19 protein-coding genes and 4 pseudogenes are annotated in these 21022 nt (G+C 55.0%); 9 read left to right on the forward strand and 14 right to left on the reverse strand.

The annotated features are described in order from the left end of the window. The first annotated feature begins 16 nt into the window (after positions 1-16). The gene (locus tag ACLIBF_RS13250; protein WP_279810316.1) at positions 17-1141 is read left to right on the forward strand and encodes a ribosomal protein uL16 3-hydroxylase; all 1125 of its coding nucleotides are present in this window, start codon (positions 17-19) and stop codon (positions 1139-1141) included. Positions 1142-1264: 123 nt separating this feature from the next. Here the strand turns inward: ACLIBF_RS13250 and pepT are convergent, their stop codons facing one another. After that, a complete protein-coding gene (pepT, locus tag ACLIBF_RS13255) occupies positions 1265-2494 on the reverse strand; it encodes a peptidase T (protein ID WP_031374480.1) in 1230 nt (409 codons plus the stop codon). Positions 2495-2809: 315 nt separating this feature from the next. On the opposite strand from pepT, the gene potA reads away from it, so the two are divergent. From potA to potD, 4 genes are read left to right on the forward strand one after another with little or no spacing between them, the layout of a single operon-like run. Continuing rightward, positions 2810-3925 carry a spermidine/putrescine ABC transporter ATP-binding protein PotA gene (gene potA, locus ACLIBF_RS13260; RefSeq protein WP_279810317.1) on the forward strand — a complete coding sequence of 372 codons (1116 nt, stop codon included), beginning with the start codon at positions 2810-2812 and terminating at the stop codon, positions 3923-3925. After that, positions 3918-4769 (forward strand): spermidine/putrescine ABC transporter permease PotB, encoded by an 852-nt coding sequence (gene potB / locus ACLIBF_RS13265; protein WP_089561182.1) that lies wholly within the window; start codon positions 3918-3920, stop codon positions 4767-4769. The genes potA and potB overlap by 8 nt, the downstream gene beginning before the upstream one ends. Beyond that, the gene (gene potC / locus ACLIBF_RS13270) at positions 4766-5539 is read left to right on the forward strand and encodes a spermidine/putrescine ABC transporter permease PotC (protein ID WP_031374478.1); all 774 of its coding nucleotides are present in this window, start codon (positions 4766-4768) and stop codon (positions 5537-5539) included. Before potB ends, potC begins: the two co-directional genes overlap by 4 nt. Positions 5540-5552: 13 nt before the next feature. After that, positions 5553-6596, forward strand: a complete 1044-nt coding sequence (gene potD, locus ACLIBF_RS13275; protein ID WP_069729173.1) for a spermidine/putrescine ABC transporter substrate-binding protein PotD — start codon at positions 5553-5555, stop codon at positions 6594-6596. A 34-nt stretch (positions 6597-6630) separates the two neighbouring features. Here the strand turns inward: potD and cobB are convergent, their stop codons facing one another. The 4 genes from cobB to lolC form a co-directional block, all read right to left on the reverse strand. Continuing rightward, positions 6631-7464, reverse strand: a complete 834-nt coding sequence (gene cobB / locus ACLIBF_RS13280; protein ID WP_031374476.1) for a Sir2 family NAD+-dependent deacetylase — start codon at positions 7462-7464, stop codon at positions 6631-6633. Between the two features lie 149 nt (positions 7465-7613). Then, positions 7614-8858 carry a lipoprotein-releasing ABC transporter permease subunit LolE gene (gene lolE, locus ACLIBF_RS13285; RefSeq protein WP_031374475.1) on the reverse strand — a complete coding sequence of 415 codons (1245 nt, stop codon included), beginning with the start codon at positions 8856-8858 and terminating at the stop codon, positions 7614-7616. Continuing rightward, positions 8858-9562, reverse strand: a complete 705-nt coding sequence (gene lolD / locus ACLIBF_RS13290; protein ID WP_031374474.1) for a lipoprotein-releasing ABC transporter ATP-binding protein LolD — start codon at positions 9560-9562, stop codon at positions 8858-8860. The genes lolE and lolD overlap by 1 nt, the downstream gene beginning before the upstream one ends. Next, the gene (lolC, locus tag ACLIBF_RS13295) at positions 9555-10754 is read right to left on the reverse strand and encodes a lipoprotein-releasing ABC transporter permease subunit LolC (RefSeq protein ID WP_031374473.1); all 1200 of its coding nucleotides are present in this window, start codon (positions 10752-10754) and stop codon (positions 9555-9557) included. The genes lolD and lolC overlap by 8 nt, the downstream gene beginning before the upstream one ends. Before the next feature lie 248 nt (positions 10755-11002). On the opposite strand from lolC, the gene ACLIBF_RS13300 reads away from it, so the two are divergent. Both ACLIBF_RS13300 and mfd read left to right on the forward strand, forming a co-directional pair. Beyond that, positions 11003-11212: a hypothetical protein gene (locus tag ACLIBF_RS13300; RefSeq protein ID WP_031374472.1), complete on the forward strand. Its 210-nt coding sequence runs from the start codon at positions 11003-11005 to the stop codon at positions 11210-11212. 185 nt (positions 11213-11397) lie between these two features. Next, on the forward strand, positions 11398-14841 hold the full coding sequence (gene mfd, locus ACLIBF_RS13305) for a transcription-repair coupling factor (protein ID WP_046288387.1): 3444 nt from the start codon (positions 11398-11400) through the stop codon (positions 14839-14841). A 128-nt stretch (positions 14842-14969) separates the two neighbouring features. Here the strand turns inward: mfd and ACLIBF_RS13310 are convergent, their stop codons facing one another. The 3 genes and pseudogenes from ACLIBF_RS13310 to ACLIBF_RS13320 form a co-directional block, all read right to left on the reverse strand. Continuing rightward, the gene (locus tag ACLIBF_RS13310; protein ID WP_031374471.1) at positions 14970-15512 is read right to left on the reverse strand and encodes a glycine zipper 2TM domain-containing protein; all 543 of its coding nucleotides are present in this window, start codon (positions 15510-15512) and stop codon (positions 14970-14972) included. 456 nt (positions 15513-15968) lie between these two features. Then, positions 15969-16229, reverse strand: a pseudogene (locus tag ACLIBF_RS13315) (VENN motif pre-toxin domain-containing protein); the annotation flags it as partial. Next, positions 16204-16493, reverse strand: a pseudogene (locus tag ACLIBF_RS13320) (hypothetical protein); the annotation flags it as partial. The pseudogenes ACLIBF_RS13320 and ACLIBF_RS13315, both read right to left, overlap by 26 nt. A gap of 305 nt (positions 16494-16798) precedes the next feature. On the opposite strand from ACLIBF_RS13320, the gene ACLIBF_RS13325 reads away from it, so the two are divergent. Continuing rightward, positions 16799-17029 carry a SymE family type I addiction module toxin gene (locus ACLIBF_RS13325; protein ID WP_316552341.1) on the forward strand — a complete coding sequence of 77 codons (231 nt, stop codon included), beginning with the start codon at positions 16799-16801 and terminating at the stop codon, positions 17027-17029. Between the two features lie 54 nt (positions 17030-17083). On the opposite strand, the gene ACLIBF_RS13330 is transcribed toward ACLIBF_RS13325, so the two are convergent. The 6 genes and pseudogenes from ACLIBF_RS13330 to ACLIBF_RS13355 form a co-directional block, all read right to left on the reverse strand. Beyond that, positions 17084-17500 carry an Imm63 family immunity protein gene (locus tag ACLIBF_RS13330; RefSeq protein ID WP_069730122.1) on the reverse strand — a complete coding sequence of 139 codons (417 nt, stop codon included), beginning with the start codon at positions 17498-17500 and terminating at the stop codon, positions 17084-17086. A 1-nt stretch (position 17501) separates the two neighbouring features. After that, complete coding sequence (locus tag ACLIBF_RS13335) at positions 17502-18029, reverse strand: TNT domain-containing protein (RefSeq protein ID WP_448310401.1); 528 nt, start codon at positions 18027-18029, stop codon at positions 17502-17504. Positions 18030-18218: 189 nt separating this feature from the next. Next, positions 18219-18824 (reverse strand): annotated as a pseudogene (locus ACLIBF_RS13340) (VENN motif pre-toxin domain-containing protein); the annotation flags it as partial. A gap of 10 nt (positions 18825-18834) precedes the next feature. Continuing rightward, a complete protein-coding gene (locus ACLIBF_RS13345) occupies positions 18835-19221 on the reverse strand; it encodes a contact-dependent growth inhibition system immunity protein (protein WP_448309954.1) in 387 nt (128 codons plus the stop codon). Beyond that, positions 19218-19370 (reverse strand): annotated as a pseudogene (locus ACLIBF_RS13350) (ShlA/HecA/FhaA protein); the annotation flags it as partial. The gene ACLIBF_RS13345 and the pseudogene ACLIBF_RS13350, both read right to left, overlap by 4 nt. A gap of 57 nt (positions 19371-19427) precedes the next feature. Continuing rightward, complete coding sequence (locus ACLIBF_RS13355) at positions 19428-20351, reverse strand: IS5 family transposase (protein WP_001118645.1); 924 nt, start codon at positions 20349-20351, stop codon at positions 19428-19430. 414 nt (positions 20352-20765) lie between these two features. Between ACLIBF_RS13355 and ACLIBF_RS13360 the strand changes: the two genes are divergently transcribed. Beyond that, on the forward strand, positions 20766-20996 hold the full coding sequence (locus ACLIBF_RS13360; RefSeq protein ID WP_176035885.1) for a SymE family type I addiction module toxin: 231 nt from the start codon (positions 20766-20768) through the stop codon (positions 20994-20996). Positions 20997-21022 lie beyond the last annotated feature (26 nt).

Genomic DNA, 21022 nt, shown 5'->3' on the forward strand with positions numbered 1-21022 from the left:
TAAGCGGAACCCTTGTATGGACTATCAGCTCGATCTCAACTGGCCCGATTTTATTCAACGCTACTGGCAAAAACGCCCGGTGGTACTGAAGCGTGGCTTCAAAAACTTTGTCGATCCCCTTTCTCCGGATGAACTGGCCGGACTGGCGATGGAAAACGAGGTAGATAGCCGCCTGGTGAGCCATCAGGATGGCAAATGGCAGGTCAGTCACGGCCCGTTTGAGAGCTACGACCATCTGGGTGAGAATAACTGGTCGCTGCTGGTGCAGGCGGTTAATCACTGGCATGAACCTTCTGCCGCCCTGATGCGCCCTTTCCGCTTTTTGCCTGACTGGCGTATCGATGACCTGATGGTGTCGTTCGCGGTGCCGGGAGGCGGTGTCGGTCCGCATTTCGATCAGTATGACGTCTTCATTATTCAGGGCAGTGGCCGTCGCCGCTGGCGCGTCGGTGAAAAAGTGCCGATGAAGCAGCATTGCCCTCATCCGGATCTGCTGCAGGTGGAACCGTTCGATGCCATTATTGATGAAGAGATGGAGCCGGGCGATATCCTCTACATTCCGCCTGGATTCCCGCACGAAGGCTATTCGCTGGAAAATGCGCTGAACTATTCGGTGGGTTTCCGTGCGCCAAGCGGACGTGAACTGATCAGCGGCTTTGCCGATTACGCGCTGTCCAACGAGCTGGGCAGCCTGCGCTTTAGCGATCCGGACGTGCCGTCGCGCGAGTGTCCTTCACAGATCCTGCCGCAGGAGATTGAAGGCGTCCGTCAGGTGATGCTGGACGTGATCAACCAACCGGAACACTTTGCTCAGTGGTTTGGCGAGTTTATTTCTCAATCCCGTCATGAGCTGGATGTCGCGCCGCCAGAGCCGCCTTATCAGCCTGATGAGATTTATGACGCGCTGCAACAGGGTGATGCGCTGAGCCGGTTAGGTGGCCTGCGGGTCCTGACAATTGGCGATGCGGTCTACGTCAACGGTGAGCGGGTTGAATGTTCACATCCTGAAGTGATGGCCGTGCTGGCGCATCATTATCGCATCACGCTGGAAGATCTCGGGGATGCGCTGGACGATCCGGCGGTGCTGGCGCAGATTGCCGGTCTGGTGAATGCCGGATACTGGTATTTTGGCGAAGAATAACTGACCTGGAGGGCAGACGCACCCGCCGCCTGCCCTCCGCAAGCCCTCCGCAAGCCAATCTCCTCATCAGGCTCTCCGCCATTAGCGGCAGAGAGCCTGCTTCAGTAAAACCCCGTTCGCAACTTAACCTTTCTTCTGCGCCGCCAGTTCCGACAACCGCACAATCACCTCCACTGACTTCGCCATGATATTCAGCGAGGCAAATTCATGTTTGCCGTGATAGTTGTAGCCGCCGGTAAACAGGTTCGGACACGGCAAGCCTTTCCATGACAGCGCGGATCCGTCAGTACCGCCGCGAATCGGTTTGACCACCGGCTCAATAGCGCAGTCACGCATCGCCTGTAGCGCTAACTCAATGATATGCGGGAAAGGTTCCACCTTTTCACGCATGTTGCGATAGCTGTTGGTGATCTCTACGGTGACGGAACAATCTTTATGCAGGGTTTTGGTCATCTCCGTCGCAATCTGCTGTAGCGTCTGTTTGCGCTGCTCAAAACTGTCGGTATCAAAGTCGCGAATAATGTAGTGCAGCTCAGCGTGTTCAACCGTGCCTTTCATCTGGTGCAGATGATAGAAGCCCTCATAGCCTTCGGTGTACTGCGGTTTTTCATTGGCCGGCACGGCAGCATGAAACTGATTGGCCAGATCCAGCGCGTTAACCATCACCCCTTTGGCTGAGCCAGGATGCACATTATTGCCCACGATTTTGACCGTGGCGGAGGCGGCATTAAAGTTTTCATACTCAAACTCCCCCAGGTCGCTGCCATCAACGGTGTAGGCCCAGTCAGCGGCAAAGCCTTCGACATCAAAATGCGAGGTGCCGCGCCCAATCTCTTCGTCGGGCGTAAAGGCGACGCGGATGGCACCATGCGGAATATCGCTGTCCGCCAGCCGCGCCATCGCCGTCATAATTTCGGCAATACCGGCCTTGTCGTCCGCGCCCAGCAGGGTTTTGCCATCGGTGGTAATCAGCGTGTGGCCGATCAGCTTGTGCAGCACCGGAAACATCACCGGCGAAAGGATCTCATCGCCATTGCCCAGCGCAATGTCACCGCCGCGGTAATTCTCAATAATCTGCGGATTAACATGTTTCGCGGTAAAGTCAGGCGAGGTATCCATATGGGAGATAAAACCAATCACCGGCGTTGGCCAGTCTACATTGGCCGGCAGCGTGCCCATGACGCAACAGTGATCGCTTAACGTGACGTCAACAAAACCCAACGCCAGCAGTTCTTCCTGCAGCTGACGCGCCAGCGTCCACTGCCCTTCACTGCTTGGCACCTGACGCGCCTGCGGTTTTGCCTGGGTTTCGACTGCGACGTAACTCAAAAAACGCTCAAGTAACTGTTCCATATCCCATCCTTTAAAAGTGCCGTCCGTTATTATTCACAGACCAGCCGGACGCAACGTTGCGTCAAATCATCAGCAGACAGGTTAGCGCTGTCGATCCCATTTGGGGAAGCGATCACGCCGAAAAAAAAGCCGGATTGTGAGATTGTTGCGGCAAGTCTCGCAATGTGTTGTTAACAATCCTGATTATCGCCTGCCCGGTGGGGTCAAAACATGGCATTGCCACATTTTTCAGGTATCATCCGCCCCTTCTTGCTGGCTGGCCGCATTAGACGGCTATGCTGTAACCTGTTCGACCTTTGACAGACTGAGACTAAAATGACGCAAACACGCGCACAGCAGGCGCTGGTTACGCTTTCTGGCATCAGTAAAGCTTTCGATGGCAAAACCATCATTGATGATTTTAATCTGACCATTCATCACGGCGAATTTATTACCCTGCTCGGTCCGTCGGGCTGCGGCAAAACCACCATTCTGCGACTGATCGCCGGTCTGGAAGAGGCGGATCGCGGTCGCATCCTGCTGGACAATCAGGATATTACTGACACCGTGGCCGAACACCGCCACGTCAATACGGTGTTTCAGAGCTACGCGCTGTTCCCGCATATGACGGTATTTGAGAACGTCGCGTTTGGTCTGCGGATGCAAAAAACGCCGGCGGCACAAATCACTACCCGGGTTAATGATGCGCTGGCAATGGTGCAGCTGGAAAGCTTTGCCGATCGGCGTCCCCATCAGCTGTCGGGCGGACAGCAACAGCGCGTCGCTATCGCCCGCGCGGTCGTTAACCGGCCAAAAGTTCTGCTGCTGGACGAGTCACTCTCTGCGCTGGACTACAAGCTGCGTAAGCAGATGCAGAATGAGCTAAAAGCGCTACAGCGCAAGCTGGGTATTACCTTTGTTTTCGTCACCCACGATCAGGAAGAGGCGCTGACCATGTCCGATCGGATTGTGGTGATGCGCGACGGGAAAATTGTGCAGGATGGCACGCCACGTGAGATCTACGAAGAGCCTGATAATCTGTTTGTCGCCCGCTTTATCGGTGAGATCAACGTCTTTGATGCCGAAGTGATCGCCAGCGACAGCGCGCCATTAATACGCGCCAGAGTGGAAGGTCGTGAGTGTGATATCCACTGTGCTTTCCCGGTCCGGCCAGGCGATCGGCTGCACGTGATGCTGCGCCCGGAGGATTTGCGGGTGGAGGAGATTCATGGTGATAGCGCGGCTGACGGCCTGATCGGTTATATCCGTGAGCGTAACTACAAAGGCATGACGCTGGAATCTACCGTAGAACTGGAGAACGGCAAGCTGGTAACGGTGAGCGAGTTCTTTAATGAAGACGATCCTGACTTTGACCACTCACTGAACCAGAAAATGGCGGTGAACTGGGTGCCCAGCTGGGAGGTGGTATTGCCGTATGAAGCTGATGCGTAATGGTTTCCAGAAAAGCGTCATTGCGCTGATAGTTGGCTGGCTGGCGCTGTTTGTCTTTCTGCCCAATCTGATGATTTTTATCACCAGCTTCCTGACACGTGACGATGCACACTTTGTCAGCGCGGTATTTACCCTTAGCAACTACACGCGCCTGCTTGATCCGCTGTATGCCGAAGTGCTGCTGCATTCGCTTAATATGGCGCTGATTGCCACCCTCTGCTGCCTGCTGCTGGGCTACCCGTTCGCCTGGTGCCTGACGATGTTACCGGCGCGACTGCGTCCGCTGATGCTGTTTCTGTTGATAGTTCCGTTCTGGACCAACTCACTGATCCGCATCTATGGGCTGAAAATATTCCTCAGTACCCGCGGCTGGCTGAATGATTTTCTGCTGTCGATCGGCCTGATCGATAAGCCGTTTCGTATTATCTATACCCCGGAAGCGGTGGTGCTCGGGCTGATCTACATTCTGCTGCCGTTTATGGTGCTGCCGCTTTACTCCAGTCTGGAGAAGCTGGATAAACCGCTGCTCGAAGCGGCGCGTGATTTGGGTGCCGGAAAAATACAGACCTTTTTCCGCATCATCCTGCCGCTCACCATGCCGGGAATTATCGCCGGATGCCTGCTGGTGTTGATCCCGGCGATGGGGCTGTTCTATGTGGCGGATTTGATGGGCGGTGCGAAAAACCTGCTGATTGGCAACGTGATCAAGAGTCAGTTCCTCAACATTCGAGACTGGCCGTTTGGTGCCGCCACCAGCATTGTGATGACGCTGTTAATGGGCCTGCTGCTGCTGATTTACTGGCGCGTTGCGCGACTGCTGAATAACAAGGTGGATTTAGGATGATGACACGCCTGTTACGCGGCAGTTTTATGACGCTCATTTATGCCTGGTTCTATATTCCGATTGTGATTTTAATCGTGAATTCGTTCAACGCTTCCCGCTTTGGCATTAACTGGCAAGGGTTCACTACCCGGTGGTATCACCTGCTGCTGAACAACGACAGCCTGCTGCAGGCGGCGCAGCATTCGCTGATCATGGGCGTGCTGTCGGCCAGCTGTGCGACGCTGATAGGCTCGCTCACTGCGGTAGCGCTCTATCGCTATCGCTTTCGCGGCAAGCCTTTTGTCAGCGGCATGCTGTTTGTGGTGATGATGTCGCCAGATATTGTGATGGCGATTTCGCTGCTGGTGCTGTTTATGCTGCTGGGGATCTCGCTGGGATTCTGGTCGCTGCTGTTCTCCCACATCACCTTCTGTCTGCCGTTTGTGGTGATCACCGTTTACTCGCGGCTGAAAGGCTTTGATGTGCGGATGCTGGAAGCGGCAAAAGATCTGGGTGCCAGCGAGACCACAATTCTGCGCAAAATTATCCTGCCGCTGGCTATGCCAGCCGTCGCGGCCGGATGGTTGCTGAGCTTTACCCTGTCAATGGATGATGTGGTGGTCTCTTCGTTTGTGACCGGCCCCACCTTTGAAATATTGCCGCTGAAAATTTACTCAATGGTAAAAGTGGGCGTTTCGCCTGAAGTGAATGCGCTCGCCACGATTCTGATGTTGCTGTCGTTGCTGCTGGTGGCGGGCAGTCAGTGGTTACTGCGTGACAGAAATAAATAACCGAGGATTGATAATGAAAAAATGGTCTCACTGGCTGGCGGCTGGCGCGCTGGCACTGGGGATGCAGTCTGCTCAGGCGGACGACGGTAAAACGCTCTACTTCTATAACTGGACCGAGTATGTCCCGCCGGGTCTGCTGGAACAGTTCACCAAAGAGACCGGCATCAAGGTGATCTACTCGACTTATGAATCCAATGAGAGCATGTACGCCAAGCTCAAAACCTGGAAAGATGGCGCTTACGATCTGGTGGTGCCCTCAACCTATTTTGTCGCCAAAATGCGTAACGAAGGCATGTTGCAGAAGATCGACAAGAGCCAGTTGAGCAACTTCAGCAATCTGGATCCGAATCTGCTGAACAAGCCGTTCGATCCCAATAACGATTACTCCATTCCCTACATCTGGGGTGCGACCGCCATTGGCGTGAACAGTGACGAGATCGATCCAAAGAGCGTCACCCGTTGGGCCGATTTGTGGAAGCCTGAATATAAGCAGAGCCTGTTGCTGACCGACGATGCGCGGGAAGTGTTTCAGATGGCGCTGCGTAAGCTGGGTTACTCCGGAAACACCCGCGATCCGGCGCAGATCAAGGCTGCCTATCAGGAGCTGAAAAAGCTGATGCCCAACGTGCTGGCGTTCAACTCCGATAATCCGGGCAACCCGTTTATGGAAGGCGAAGTGAATCTGGGGATGATCTGGAACGGATCGGCCTATGTGGCCCGGCAGGCGGGCACCCCACTGACGATCGTCTGGCCTGCAGAAGGCGGCATTTTCTGGATGGATAATCTGGCCATTCCCGCCAACGCGAAGAACAAAGCGGGCGCGCTGAAGCTGATCAACTTCCTGCTGCGCCCGGACGTGGCGGCAAAAGTGGCGGAAACCATCGGTTACCCGACGCCGAATCTGGCCGCGAAGAAGCTGTTACCGGCCTCGGTGGCAAACGATCCGTCACTCTATCCGTCTGCTGACGTCATTCAGCACGGTGAATGGCAGGATGATGTCGGCGATGCCAGCGTGCAGTACGAGACGCTGTTCCAGCAGCTGAAAGCGGGCCGCTAAGCCACAGAAGCCGGGCGGCCCGTCGTCACCCGGCTTATTTATACAGGCCACGCAGCAGCGTATGCACAAACTCCGGCACCACTTCACTGGCCAGGCCGTAATGCCGCTCGGCAAACTCATTGCCAACCTGACTCGGTTCCAGATTCAGCTCAACGGTATGCGCACCCTGCAGTTTGGCTTCATGGACAAAGCCTGCTGCCGGATAGACATGGCCAGAGGTCCCGATAGCAATAAAGTAATCGGCCTGCTCCAGTGCCTGATAGATCTGCTCCATGCCCAGCGGCATTTCACCAAACCACACCACATGCGGACGCAGCGCTGAAGGAAACTGGCAGCAGGTACAGCGGTCGTCAGGAGTAATATCCCCGGTCCACTCAATCACCTGACCGCTGTTGACGCAGCGCACTTTCAGCAGCTCACCGTGCATATGCAGTACCCGGGCATTGCCGGCACGCTCATGCAGATTATCAATATTCTGGGTTACCAGCAGGAAGTTATCGCCTAACACCTGTTCCAGTTCGGCCAGCGCCAGATGGGCGGCATTAGGCTGAATCTCTGCCTGCTGCAGTTGCTGACGACGGGCGTTATAGAAACGTTGCACCAGCGCAGGATCGCGCTGAAAGCCTTCCGGGGTCGCAACATCTTCGACATGATGCTCTTCCCACAAACCATCAGCGGCGCGGAAGGTGCGGATACCGGACTCGGCTGAAATGCCAGCGCCGGTCAGCACCACAACGTGCGGCTGTGGATGGGCGGCCAGCTCGGCCTGACGATCACGCTCGAAAATTCGCTGGCGAAAGCGCTGATGCACCTTTCTCCGGGTCTTTTTAAGGCGGGCAAGTCGTATGCGGCGACGTGGTGTACGCATAAAATCTCCTGGAGCAGCGGCTTCGGCGAGCCGCTATAAACAAATTCTGGGCTGAATTCACCCGATAATAACGGTTGCGCATGACAGCGCCATGCAGCAGAGGCCGAAAATGTGCGCGGCGCGAAGAGTGAATTCGCGCCGCGTGTCAATTACTGTCCGCTCAGTACCCGAGCCGGGTCGATGCGGCTGGCGCGTCTGGCTGGATACCAGCTGGCCACCAGGCTCAGCACGATGGCGGTGATCAGGACCGAGAACACATCGACCCAGTGCAGCTCCGACGGCAGGAAGTCGATAAAGTAGATATCGCCGGCCAGCAGATGATGGCCGGTGAGCGACTCCAGCCCGCGCACCAGATGCGTCAGGTTCAGTGATACCAGCACGCCCACCACCACGCCGCTGACGCTGCCGAGCAAGCCCGCCAGCAGACCGTACCAGATGAAGATGGCGCGGATCAGGCGATCTTTGGCACCGAGCGTCCGGAGCACCGCAATGTCGCTGCTTTTGTCTTTGACCGCCATCACCAGGGTGGAAACGATGTTGAAGCAGGCGACGCCAATTACCAGCACCATCGCCAGATACATAATGGCGCGAATCATCTGAATGTCGCGGTACATGTAGCCGTAGGTGCCGATCCAGCTTTTGATATAGACATAGGAATGGGTCGCTTCACCAGCGTCACGCACCAGCTTAACCGCCTGGAACGGATCGTTCATTTTCAACGCAATGCCGGTTACGCTGTTGCCCATATCAAGATACTGTTGCGCATCGGCCAGCGGCACCAGCGCCAGGCTGTGATCGAGCATGCCACTCAGTTGCAGGATACCACTGACCTGAAGCCGGATGCGCTTCGGTTGCAGCAGTTTGTTATCCCCATCGTTATTCGGGATCATGATGGTGATCCAGTCACCCTGTTTGACTTTGAGCGTAGTGGCAATGCCGCCGCCGAGGATGATCTGCTGCTTACCGGCGGCAAACGTCGACCAGCCGTTGTTAGCGACAAACTGCGGCAGTGCGCTCAGTCGCGGCTCCTGCGCCGGATCCACGCCTTTAACCTGCAGCGCTTCGAGTCGCGCACCGCTTTCAATCAGTCCGGTGAAATTGACATACGGGGCCGCCGCCGCAATGCCGGGCACCTTTTCAATCGGCGCAATCATTGATTGCCAGCGCTGAAACGGCTGATTGACCGCCTCAATCTCACCGTGCGGGACCACGGCCAGAATGCGGTTATTTAGCTCACGCTCAAACCCGTTCATCGCGCTCAGGCCAATGATTAATACCGCCACACCCAGCGCAATACCGATGGTTGAGATCACCGAAATCAGCGATACCATGCCGCCACGGCGGCGACCACGGCTAAAGCGCAGGCCTAACAGCAGCGATAACGACGATCCCATTACTCTGCTCCTGCCATGCTCAGCTGTTCGCTTAACTGACCATCACGCATCTCCATCTGGCGCGACATCCGTTTCGCCAGTTGCAGATCGTGGGTCACCACCAGGAACGCGGTGCCCTGACGCACGTTGAGTTCACCCAGCAGGGCAAAAATGGCATCGGCGTTGCGCGCATCAAGGTTACCGGTGGGCTCATCCGCCATCACCAGACGAGGGCGGTTGACCAGTGCCCGGGCAATCGCCACGCGCTGACGCTCGCCACCCGATAATTCTGACGGGCGGTGTGCGGCGCGATGATCCAGCCCGACGGCAGCCAGCATCTCGCGGGCGCGGTCCTGCGCTTCAGCTTTGGCGACTTTGCCAATCAGCAGCGGCATCGCCACGTTCTCCAGCGCACTAAAATCGGGCAGCAGATGGTGGAACTGATAGATAAAGCCCAGCTCGCGGTTGCGCAGATCCGCTTTAGCGGAGGAGGACATGGCGTTCAGCGACTGACCATCAAAGATCACGTCACCCGAGGTCGGGGCATCCAGACCGCCCAGCAGGTGCAACAGGGTACTTTTACCCGATCCGGAACTGCCGACAATCGCCGTCAGTTCGCCAGGCTGCAGGCTGAAAGCCACATTGCGCAGCACATCGGTCTGCACGCTGCCTTCCTGATAGCGTTTGCACAGGTCGCGACACTGCAACAAAGGAGAGTTACTCATAACGTAAAGCCTCAGCGGGTTGAACGGCGGCAGCGCGCCACGAAGGATAGAGCGTAGAAAGCAGCGCCACTACCATCGCGCTCAGGGCGATGGTCACCACTTGCCACAGATTAATGTCGACCGGCAGCGCTGCGCCATCGAGGAACAGGCCGATCACCGGCATCAGGTTATTCAGCTGGCTGGCCAGCAGTACGCCCAGCAGCGTACCGAGTAAGGTGCCGATAATGCCGGCGCTGGCGCCCTGTACCATGAACACCGCGACAATCTGCCGGCGTGTCAGCCCCTGCGTTTGCAGAATCGCTACTTCACCCTGCTTCTCCATAATCAGCAGGCCCAACGAGGTAATGATGTTAAAGGCGGCGACCGCAATGATCAGGCTCAGCAGCAGCCCCATCATGTTTTTCTCCATCCGCACCGCCTGGAACAGATCGCCCTTACGCTCGCGCCAGTCTTTCCACACCAGCCCGGCCGGCAGAGTTTGCTGACTGAGACTATCAACCTCCAGCGGCTTATCCAGCCATAAGCGCCAGCCGGTAATATTCCCGGCCGGATAGCGCATCACGCGCGACGCATCCTGTTGATTGACCAGAATCTGGTAGCCATCGACTTCGCTGTTGGCGGCATAGGTGCCCGCCACGGTGAACAGACGCTGACTCGGGACCCGCCCCATCGGGGTAAACTGACTGACCGACGGCACCATCAGACGCAGCTGATCGCCGCGCTTCACGCCAAGTTGTGATGCCAGCTGTTCGCCGAGGATCACATTATACTGGCCGGGTTGCAGCACGCTCTGTTGGGTATTGACCAGGAAAGGCGTCAGCGGATCTTTTTCATCCGGCTGAATACCGAGCATCACGCCGACCGAGACGCTGTGCGGACTTTGCAGCACCACGTTAGCGGTGGTCAGCGGCGCAATGCGGCTGACGCCCTGCAGCGCCAGGCTGGAAGGCGGTTGTTGTTGCGGGTTGAGACTGCCTTTGTCGCTGGTAATCAGCGCCTGCGGCATCAGCCCAAGAATATTGCCTTCAAGTTCACGTTCGAAGCCGTTCATGACTGACAGAACCGTCACCATCGCCAGCACGCCAAGCGTAATGCCAATAGTAGAAAGCCAGGAGACAAAGCGACCGAAGCGATCCGATGCGCGTCCGCGCATGTAACGCAGACCGATAAATAGCGCGACAGGTTGATACATGGAATCCAGTAAGCCGTTGCCTGAAAATAGGTAGTGGGATGATAAAGGAGCCGCTGCCTTTATGAAACCTCTAACCCTCTGAGTCGGCAGCAAAGTTGCATCAGAATAGGTCACGGCGAGCCACAAAGCGCAGGTATAGCGCCTAAAGCAGTCGGTTATTGGCGGATCATCCGCCACTCATCGCGCTAGACTACAATCAGTAAGACGATAAAGCGTGACGTTATCGCACAGCGGTAGAGGTAGCGACCATGTTTAAATTTCCCAAAGGCAGCATTGTAAAACATAAATCCGGGGAGATCAGAGGCGAAGTTATCAACGTCTTTGCGCAGGGAGATGCGCCAGCCGGCTACTACATAAAATGGGATGATGGCAATCATAGCTATCATTCTGAGCAGGAATTAACCTGGGCGAACATTGACCGCCCGCGCATGTATTACACACAGCAATCTATAAAATAAAATCCCCCCTGTCCGGGTCTTAACCCTCGTCGCCAGCGCGCGACGGGGGTTTTCCCGTTCCCTCTTCTCTGCAGGCCATTACCGCTGACCGTCGGGCAGCAGGAAAATTGTGCCGCAGAGGTGATCGCCATGACGTAATATGGAATGATTACGTCATGGTAAAAATGGAGCAACCCCGAGATCCCATGTCCGAACAGACTCGCTATACCCTGCCCGTTAAATCCGGCGATCACCGTCAGCTCGGCCAGCTCATTGGCGCTGCGCACGCGGTGGAGTGTGCCAGCATTACCGAGCGACATGCCGGTCCGGTGTTAATGATTACACCCGATACCCAAACCGCTCTGCGTCTGCTGGACGAAATCCGCCAGTTTACCGACCTGCCGGTGGCGCATCTCGCCGACTGGGAGACGCTGCCCTACGACAGCTTTTCACCGCATCAGGATATTATCTCTGCCCGTCTGTCGACGCTTTATCAGCTGCCGGTGATGCAGCGCGGCATGCTGATTATGCCGGTCAATACCCTGATGCAGCGCGTCTGCCCGCACAGCTTCCTGCACGGCCATGCGCTGGTGATGAAGCAGGGACAGAAACTGTCGCGCGATCGCCTGCGCGATCAGCTGGAGCAGGCGGGTTACCGCCATGTCGATCAGGTGATGGAGCACGGTGAATACGCTACGCGCGGCGCGCTGCTCGACCTGTTCCCGATGGGCAGCGACCAGCCCTATCGCATCGACTTTTTTGATGACGAGATCGACAGCCTGCGCCTGTTCGATGTCGACAGCCAGCGTACGCTGGAAGCGGTCGCGGAAATCAACCTGCTGCCCGCGCATGAGTTCCCCAGCGACAAAGCGGCAATTGAACTGTTCCGCAGCCGCTGGCGCGAAATTTTTGATGTGCGCCGCGAGTCGGAGCATGTCTATCAGCAGGTCAGCAAAGGCACCCTGCCCGCCGGTATCGAATACTGGCAGCCGCTGTTTTTTGAGCAGCCGTTACCCAGCCTGTTCAGCTATCTGCCTGACAATACACTGATTGTTAACTGTGGCGATCTGGAAGGCAGCGCGACCCGCTTCTGGCAGGACGCTGAAGCTCGCTATGAGAACCGTCGGGTTGATCCGATGCGTCCGCTGCTGGAACCCACCAACCTGTGGTTACGCCCTGATGCGTTAATGGGTGAGCTGAAAAGCTGGCCGCGAATCCAGATGACCAATGAGCAGTTGCCCGCTAAAGCCGCCAACACCAATCTGGGTTATCAGCCGCTGCCCGACCTGACGGTGCAGGCGCAGGCTAAAGCGCCGCTGGATCATCTGCGTCAGTTCATCGAAACCTTCAGCGGTGCGGTGGTCTTCTCGGTCGAAAGTGAAGGTCGCCGCGAAAGCCTGCAGGAGCTGCTGGCACGGATTAAACTTCGTCCTCAACCGGTAAAACGCTTCGATCAGACCGGCGAAGAACGTTTCAGCCTGATGATCGGCGCCAGCGAGCGCGGTTTTATCGATACCCAGGGTAACCGGGCGTTGATTTGTGAGAGCGATCTGCTGGGCGAACGCGTCAGTCGTCGTCGCCAGGATACCCGCCGCACCATCAACCCGGATATTCTGATTCGTAACCTGGCCGAGCTGCATCCTGGCCAGCCGGTGGTGCATCTTGAGCACGGTGTGGGTCGCTATATTGGCCTGACCACGCTGGAAGCAGGCGGCATCCAGGCTGAATACCTGATGCTCTCCTACGCTAACGACGCCAAACTGTATGTGCCGGTCTCCTCGCTGCACCTGATCAGCCGTTACGCCGGCGGTGCCGACGATAATGCTCCGCTGCACAAGCTTGGCAGCGATGCCTGGTCACGCGCCCGGCAGAAAGCGGCCGAAAAAGTTCGTGACGTGGCGGCAGAACTGCTGGATATCTACGCCCAGCGAGCCGCTAAAACCGGCTTCGCCTTTAAGCACAACCGTGAGCAATATCAGTTGTTCTGCGAAAGCTTCCCGTTTGAGACCACGCCCGATCAGGCGCAGGCGATCAATGCGGTGCTCAGTGATATGTGTGAACCGCTGGCGATGGATCGTCTGGTGTGCGGTGACGTGGGCTTTGGTAAAACCGAAGTGGCCATGCGCGCCGCGTTTCTGGCGGTGGAAAACAACAAGCAGGTGGCGGTGCTGGTGCCGACCACCCTGCTGGCGCAGCAGCACTACGATAATTTCCGCGATCGCTTCGCTAACTGGCCGGTGCGGATTGAAATGCTGTCACGTTTCCGCACGGCAAAAGAGCAGGCGCAGGTGCTGGAGCAGGCCAGCGAGGGCAAGATCGATATCCTGATCGGCACCCACAAGCTGCTGATGAGCGATCTCAAATGGCGCGATCTCGGCCTGCTGATCGTCGATGAGGAGCACCGCTTCGGCGTGCGTCACAAAGAGCGGATTAAAGCGATGCGGGCCGATGTGGATATCCTCACCCTGACCGCTACGCCGATTCCGCGCACCCTGAATATGGCGATGAGCGGCATGCGCGATCTGTCGATCATTGCCACCCCGCCTGCTCGTCGCCTGGCGGTAAAAACCTTTGTGCGTGAATTTGACGATCTGGTGATCCGGGAAGCGATTCTGCGTGAGATTTTACGCGGTGGTCAGGTCTACTACCTCTACAACGACGTGGAGAATATCGAGAAAGCGGCTCAGCGTTTAACCGACCTGGTGCCGGAGGCGCGCGTCGCCATCGGCCATGGACAGATGCGTGAACGCGACCTGGAGCGGGTGATGAACGATTTCCATCATCAGCGGTTTAACGTGCTGGTCTGTACCACCATCATTGAAACCGGTATCGATATTCCGACCGCGAACACCATCATTATTGAACGTGCGGACCACTTTGGTCTGGCGCAGCTGCATCAGTTGCGTGGCCGCGTCGGCCGCTCGCATCATCAGGCTTACGCCTGGCTGCTGACCCCGCATCCTAAAGCGATGACCGCCGATGCGCAAAAGCGCCTCGAAGCGATCGCCTCGCTGGAAGATCTGGGCGCCGGTTTTGCCCTGGCTACTCACGATCTGGAGATCCGCGGTGCCGGTGAACTGTTGGGTGAAGAACAGAGCGGCCAGATGGAGACGCTTGGCTTCTCGCTCTATATGGAGCTGCTGGAAAATGCGGTGGATGCGCTGAAAGAGGGTCGTGAGCCGTCGCTGGAAGATCTCACCAGCAACCAGACCGAAGTGGAGCTGCGGATGCCAGCTCTGTTGCCGGAAGAGTTTATTCCGGATGTCAGTACCCGTCTGTCACTGTATAAACGCATCGCCAGCGCAGAAAGCGAGGAAGAGTTGCAGGAGCTGAAGGTAGAGATGATCGACCGCTTTGGCCTGTTGCCCGATCCGGCGCGTAACCTGCTGGACGTGGCAATTTTGCGGCTTAAAGCCCGCGCCGTGGGTGTCCGGAAGATTGAAGCCAGTGACAAAGGCGGCTATTTCGACTTTGCCCCCAACAACAGCGTTGATCCAGCCTGGTTAATCGGTCTGCTGCAGAAAGATCCTAAGCAGTGGAAGCTGGAAGGTCCGACGCGTCTGCGCTTTAACCGTGAACTGTCGGAAAGAAAAATCCGCATGGAGTGGGTGCAGGGATTCGTCTCCCAGCTGGCGGAAAACCGCGCGTAATCCCCTTACCTGCCGCCATCAGTTGAAGACGAAGCGGAACGCAACAACAAAAAGGCGCATCCCGAGATGCGCCTTTTTCTTTACGTCGGTGCTGTGTGGCCGCTTACGCGGCAAAAGACTTTGCCCAATTACGCCTGGTCGCTGTTAAGAATCAGCTGACCATTGCGATCCAGTGGAATACGTGTGCCAGGGTCACTTTCCATGCGGATTTTGCCCTGCTGGTCGCCTATTTTATAGGTCACGTCATATCCCAGCATTTTCTCTTGTTTGTCATAGACCGTTTTGCAGCGCTGTTCAGTCGTGGTGTAGGTATCACGGTTTTGCATGCCTGCCTGGACCTGATTACCGGCATAACCGCCTGCTACTACGCCCGCCACGGTCGCCACGTCTTTACCGCGACCGCCACCAAACTGGTGACCTAACACTCCACCCGCCACTGCGCCTAATACTGAGCCAGCAATACGGTTTTCATCCTGGACCGCACGACGGTGCGTCAGTGTCACATTACGACATTCCTGACGTGGCTGTTTGATGCTCTCTTTAATCGGCGTTGCAGCCAGCACCTGAGCGTATTGTGGACCGCGATCAAACACATTCATGCCTGCCACGGCGGCAACACCTAACGCAGCTGCCACACCAATACCGATACCCGCTAACATTGATTTATTCACAGGAAGTTCCTCCTGAAAAGTGTTACCGCGCATTCCTGCCGCTGAAGCATCCTCTTCAACTGAGGCAGATCGGCGTGCGCGACTCGCCGTGTTTGTTGGGATGAAGTTTTACAGATGGACCGAAATTGCAACATCAGATAAATGGAGGAAAACGGTCACTTACGCAACAGGACCAGTTTTTAGGAGAGTTCTGAGGCGGAAAAAGCAGCAGCGAAATTACCCGATGTGGCGGGATGGAAAGCGCAGGATAGAGCTGCTGCGCGATATACTCCCCACCGTCCCGCCTGATGCCCCCGTCAGTGCGGAGTTACCCTGCGCCTGCGCTACCGCCGCGCCCAGCGCCGCGTGGGCAATCAGGTTTGCCTGCACATTCACCGTGCCGTCAGCGTTCAGCGTCTGATTATGGATAAGCTCAGCCAGGTACGGTGCAGAGGCGCCGGAGATAGCCGCGGCCACGTTGCCGGTAACCTGCCCGCCGATGCTGATGCCCGCGCTCTGATGCTCTGCCCTGTAATCTGCGTGGTTCACGATGTCGCCGAAGCCCAGCGTGCCGGTCTCCAGCCTGTTCAGGCGGCCGTCTGCGGCAGAACTGATGACCGCGCTTTTAAGCTGGATGTGCTCCCCCGCCGTCACATCGAAGCCGCCCTTCCCGGCGAAGATGTCGGTCTGCTCCTGCACACTCTCATAAGTGCTGTGCATTTTGTCCCGGCTCAGGGCTGATATAGCGGTTGCCGGTCAGCTGGATAATCTGATCGCGCACCAGTCGCTGCTCGTAATAACCATCGCCCAGCCGCTTCAGGATCCGGCTGCTGTCGGTGGTCAGGGCGTTCTGCATATAGTCGCTGCTGAGCCACTGCTTCTGATTCACAAAGCGCGGACGGTCTCGACCAGGTAATGGCTGTCACTGCCAGGTTGCAGCTGGTAAAGGCTGTTGTCCGGCAGCCGGATATCCGGTGAGACGGCGCGGATCACCGGCTTAATTGGGAAAACAAATCGAAGGCAGGTTAACGCGAGTTCACAGCATGAAAGTCCACCCGTAACAGTTAATACAGAAGGCTACACGATGAAAAAATGAACGAAAGCCAGACCGGAGAAAACTATCTGCTTTTCAGAGACAGCTCGCAATTTATTACTTAGCTTTCAGCGAGTTCACCTGGCAGGTGGTGTATATTTAAACAGGTAAAAACAGAACAGGAAGCACATAACGAGAGATTTTTTAGCGCGGGCTGAAGGTGCTACCAACACCAACAGCCCGCTGACCACAACCAACTGAACAGGAGTTGATCATGGCTGCACACGATACTAAGCCAGAAACGCGCACGCCCACAACCGCCGCCAGCGGAACGCAGGCACATTATTACAAAGTGGGATACCGGCCTAATAAAGGCCAGCCGAACCCGCTGCCGCAGCTCACCATCAAAGGCCGCTGGCTGGAAGCACTGGGATTTACGACCGGGCAGAAGATCGAGATGATCACCGGGCCGGGGCAGTTGATCATCCGGCTGGCTGAAGGGTAACTGACTGATAAAATTAACATCCCAGCCGGGTGGCTGGGATTTATTGAGTTAAAATTATAAGTACAGGCTATCGTCGTAAGGACTGGCAGCAAGAACTTCTTCAAAATGTTTTCGAGCTCTTATTCCCCAGTCGATGTTGATTTTGCTCATAAGCTCAATAATCTTTGGAAAATAAATACGCCGACTATCTTTACCGGGAATCCGATTATTTAACTCGTACTCCACTGCTACAGCATGTATAAAATCATACATAATCCAATAAAGTAACTCATCTGTTGAATCTGTAACCTTTCTATAGAACTCATACCCTCTCTCGGAACAGATATAATTATACTTTCCGTTCTCAAATGAAATATACGGTGTTCCATCACCAATAGGTGCTGAGCAAAGGTTAATTGAGTGAACCGGAAAACCTAATACCGAAACCAGCGCATCTACTTTTTTCTGAAGATCATTAATACTCAACAGCATTTCAATTAACCTTTTCAATATATTTGTTGTCTAACAACCATTGTACATTTACTCGTTCCTGCATATTAGGCAAAATCTGGATACTTCCTCCAGGCTCACCAAAAGCAGGAGCTATTTTCCCTTGCATAATTGGCAACGGTTTGATAACGACATATTCATGGTACTGATCCGCTAAGGAACCAAGGGCTAAAGCGCGCTGTTCCTGAGGCATACCCTGTGGTGCCAGGAAAGAACCATTTGTCTTGCCATACCTATCCAAACAAGTACCTACAGGAAGCGTTGTTTTAACTGGTTCTTCGGCAAAACCTAATTTTGCAGGCCAGTTCCAGTCTCCATTTTCATTACGGTATTTATCGTACTGTGACCATCCTGAAGCTTCCTCGTCAGCAGCAATTCTAGTTGGCTCTGCTGTTCTTCCCGTTGAAGAATGAGATTGTTGTTTAGCTGAACTCTCTTTTGTTGGTTCCTTAATTACACTCTTCAGCCCATAAGCACCAGCAAGAGCGGCAGTCAGTTCCTGAGTTTGCATTGCTGTATCATAACGGCCTGCTGCTGTTTCCCAGCTTACACCGGAGGCCTGTGCTATTGCTGTGATGGCTTGGTCGCGGCTGATGCTGCCTGCATCCAGTCCCTGCAAAACACCTTCCAGATTTTTTACATCCTGTGGGTATAAATCTTTGTACAACAATGAGTAGGTAGCATTTTCCCCGTATTTATTCAATGCTTCCTGCGCCGGAACAATTAACGCACCACAGGCCGAACCACCTTTATTACCATCCGTACAGACCGCTTTTATCGCTTCATTACGCGCTTTATCTGTCTGATTAATCGTCGCCAGCGCTTTTGCTTCAGCCGGTATTAACTCCTGTTTCAGGTAGTCGCGCTTCGTCTCCAGCTGTTTCTTTCTGTCAGCTTCCTGCACGCTCAGCCAGTTATTCTCAACCGCATTTTTACCCGCCTGCGCGCCCGCCACCGCACCGCCCGTGCTGTCTCCGGCCACGCCGCCCGCAAGTCCCGCCGCCAGCGTCCCCAGCGCGCTGATGGTCTGCCGCTGCTCCTCACTCAGGTCTTCGCGCTTAACTCCCGGATACATCTGCTGCGCGATGTACTCGCCCATCGCCGCGCCAGAAGCACCCGCAAGTGCAGGATTACCCGACGCGTATGACGTCACCGCGCCCACCACCGCGTGCGCAATCAGGTTCGCCTGAACGTTCACCACCTCTTTGCCGTCCGGGCCTTTCGTGGTCGTCAGCTTGTGTATCTGCTCCGCCAGATACGGTGCGGCCGCCCCGCTCACCGCTTGGGTCAGGTTCCGGCCCACTAGCAAGATTCAGCTATTTGATTATTCTATTAATTTTCAGTATATCCTTTCTCAAATCATCGTTAACATCTGAGGAGGGTAATTGATTTACAATCTTCTGTATTTTGATAAAAGTACTCGCCTGCTCTTTTAGCTCGCTTTCTTTTATCGTCGATAAAGCGGCTATTAGTTCTCCATCGTAATACCCTCCAGCCAACGGATCATCAGTTAGAATCTCCAAAACGCGTGGCATCAATTGGGCTATGCATATTTCTTGCCGAATCGCACGACAAATATCTTCCACGGTTAGCTCTTCAATAGGTGTGTCAATAACACCTTCGAACCATAGCTCAAGCGAAGATTTCTGACTTAACTCTTTAGTTAGATTAATATTTCCTATTAATTTACGGAAGGTCATCATATTCCATGTCCTTTTAAAGCTGATTCTATTTTATTAATAGCATCCGTCGCTCTACCATATGCAGCTTGTGCTTCGGAATTATTTACGTTCTTCAACGTATCTGCATGATTCCTCAATCCTCTGAGTGTGTTTTGCATTTCCTGCATATGATGGCTTTGTTGAATAAATAAGATTTCTTGCGAACGACCCTGTAGCTGGCTGGATTTTCAGGCAATACGCACGCTTTCTGGCATCCCAGCCTTTGTCATCCTGTTCAACGCACGCACCATGGCCATAGCTTCCGCTACCTGACCATCGTAGTCACGCAGCGTCAGTGAATCTCCCAACAACTGCTTCATTCTGTACATTGCCGTTTCCGCTATCGAGCGACGGTTATATTCCGTTGTCCATTTCCACCGTGCATTGCTTCCGCTCAGCCGCTGATTAGCAACGGCACGGTTGCGGTCTGCGTACTCACCGGGCCAGTAACCTGCTCCTTTTCGGGGAGGAATAAGCGCGCTGATTTTTTTGCGGCGCAGTTCATCGTGACAGAGCCGGGTATCGTAAGCCCCGTCTGCCGCGGCTGCCCTGATTTTTCTGTGAGTCTGCCGGATAAGGCCCGGGAAGGCTTCTGAGTCCGTGACGTTATTCAGCGACAGGTCTGCACAGACAACTTCATGTGTGTTGCTGTCAACAGCAAGATGCAACTTTCGCCAGATACGACGGCGCTCTTTGCCGTGCTTTCTGACTTTCCATTCGCCTTCACCAAAGACCTTCAGCCCGGTGGAATCAATCACCAGGTGTGCGATTTCACCCCGGGTGGACGTTTTGAAACTGACATTAACCGACTTTGCCCGCTTACTGACACTGGTGTAATCCGGGCAGCGCAACGGAACGTTCATCAGGGCAAAAATGGAATCAATAAAACCCTGCGCAGCCCGCAGGGTCAGCCGGAATACGCGTTTAATCACCAGAACGGTGGTGATGGCGAGATCAGAATAGCGCTGGGGCCTTCCTCGTGATGAAGGCGTTGCCGACTCATACCAGGCCTGAATCGCCTCATCATCCAGCCAGAAAGTGAGGGAGCCACGGTTGATGAGAGCTTTGTTGTAGGTGGACCAGTTGGTGATTCTGAACTTTTGCTTTGCCACGGAATGGTCTGTGTTGTCGGGAGGATGCGTGATCTGATCCTTCAACTCAGCAAAAGTTCGATTTATTCAACAAAGCCGCATATGATCCCAATGCTCACCGGCGTAATTGGGAAAACAAATCGAAGGCAGGTTAACGCGGGTTCACAGCATGAAAGTCCACCCGTAACAGTTAATACAGAAGGCTACAGGATGAAAAAATGAACGAAAGCCAGACCGGAGAAAAACTATCTGGTTTTCAGAGACAGCTCGCAATTTATTACTCAGCGTTCAGCGAGCTTACCTGGCAGGTGGTGTATATTTAAACAGGTAAAAACAGAACAGGAAGCACATAACGAGAGATTTTTTTAGCGCGGGCTGAAGGTGCTACCAACACCAACAGCCCGCTGACCACAACCAACTATCGAGGAGTTGATCATGGCTGAGACGCATCATAAGTCAGAAACGCGCACGCCCACAACCGCCGCCAGCGGAACGCAGGCACATTATTACAAAGTGGGATACCGGCCTAACTGGGGCCAGCCGAATCCGCTGCCACAGCTGACCATTAAAGGCCGCTGGCTGGAAGCACTGGGATTTACGACAGGGCAGAAGATCGAGGTGATCACCGGGCCGGGACAGTTGATTATCCGGCTGGCTGGGGAGTGATCGGCAGATAAAAAATCCCGGCGCTG

The sequence above is a fragment of the Pantoea sp. PGP6 genome (genome assembly GCF_053474785.1).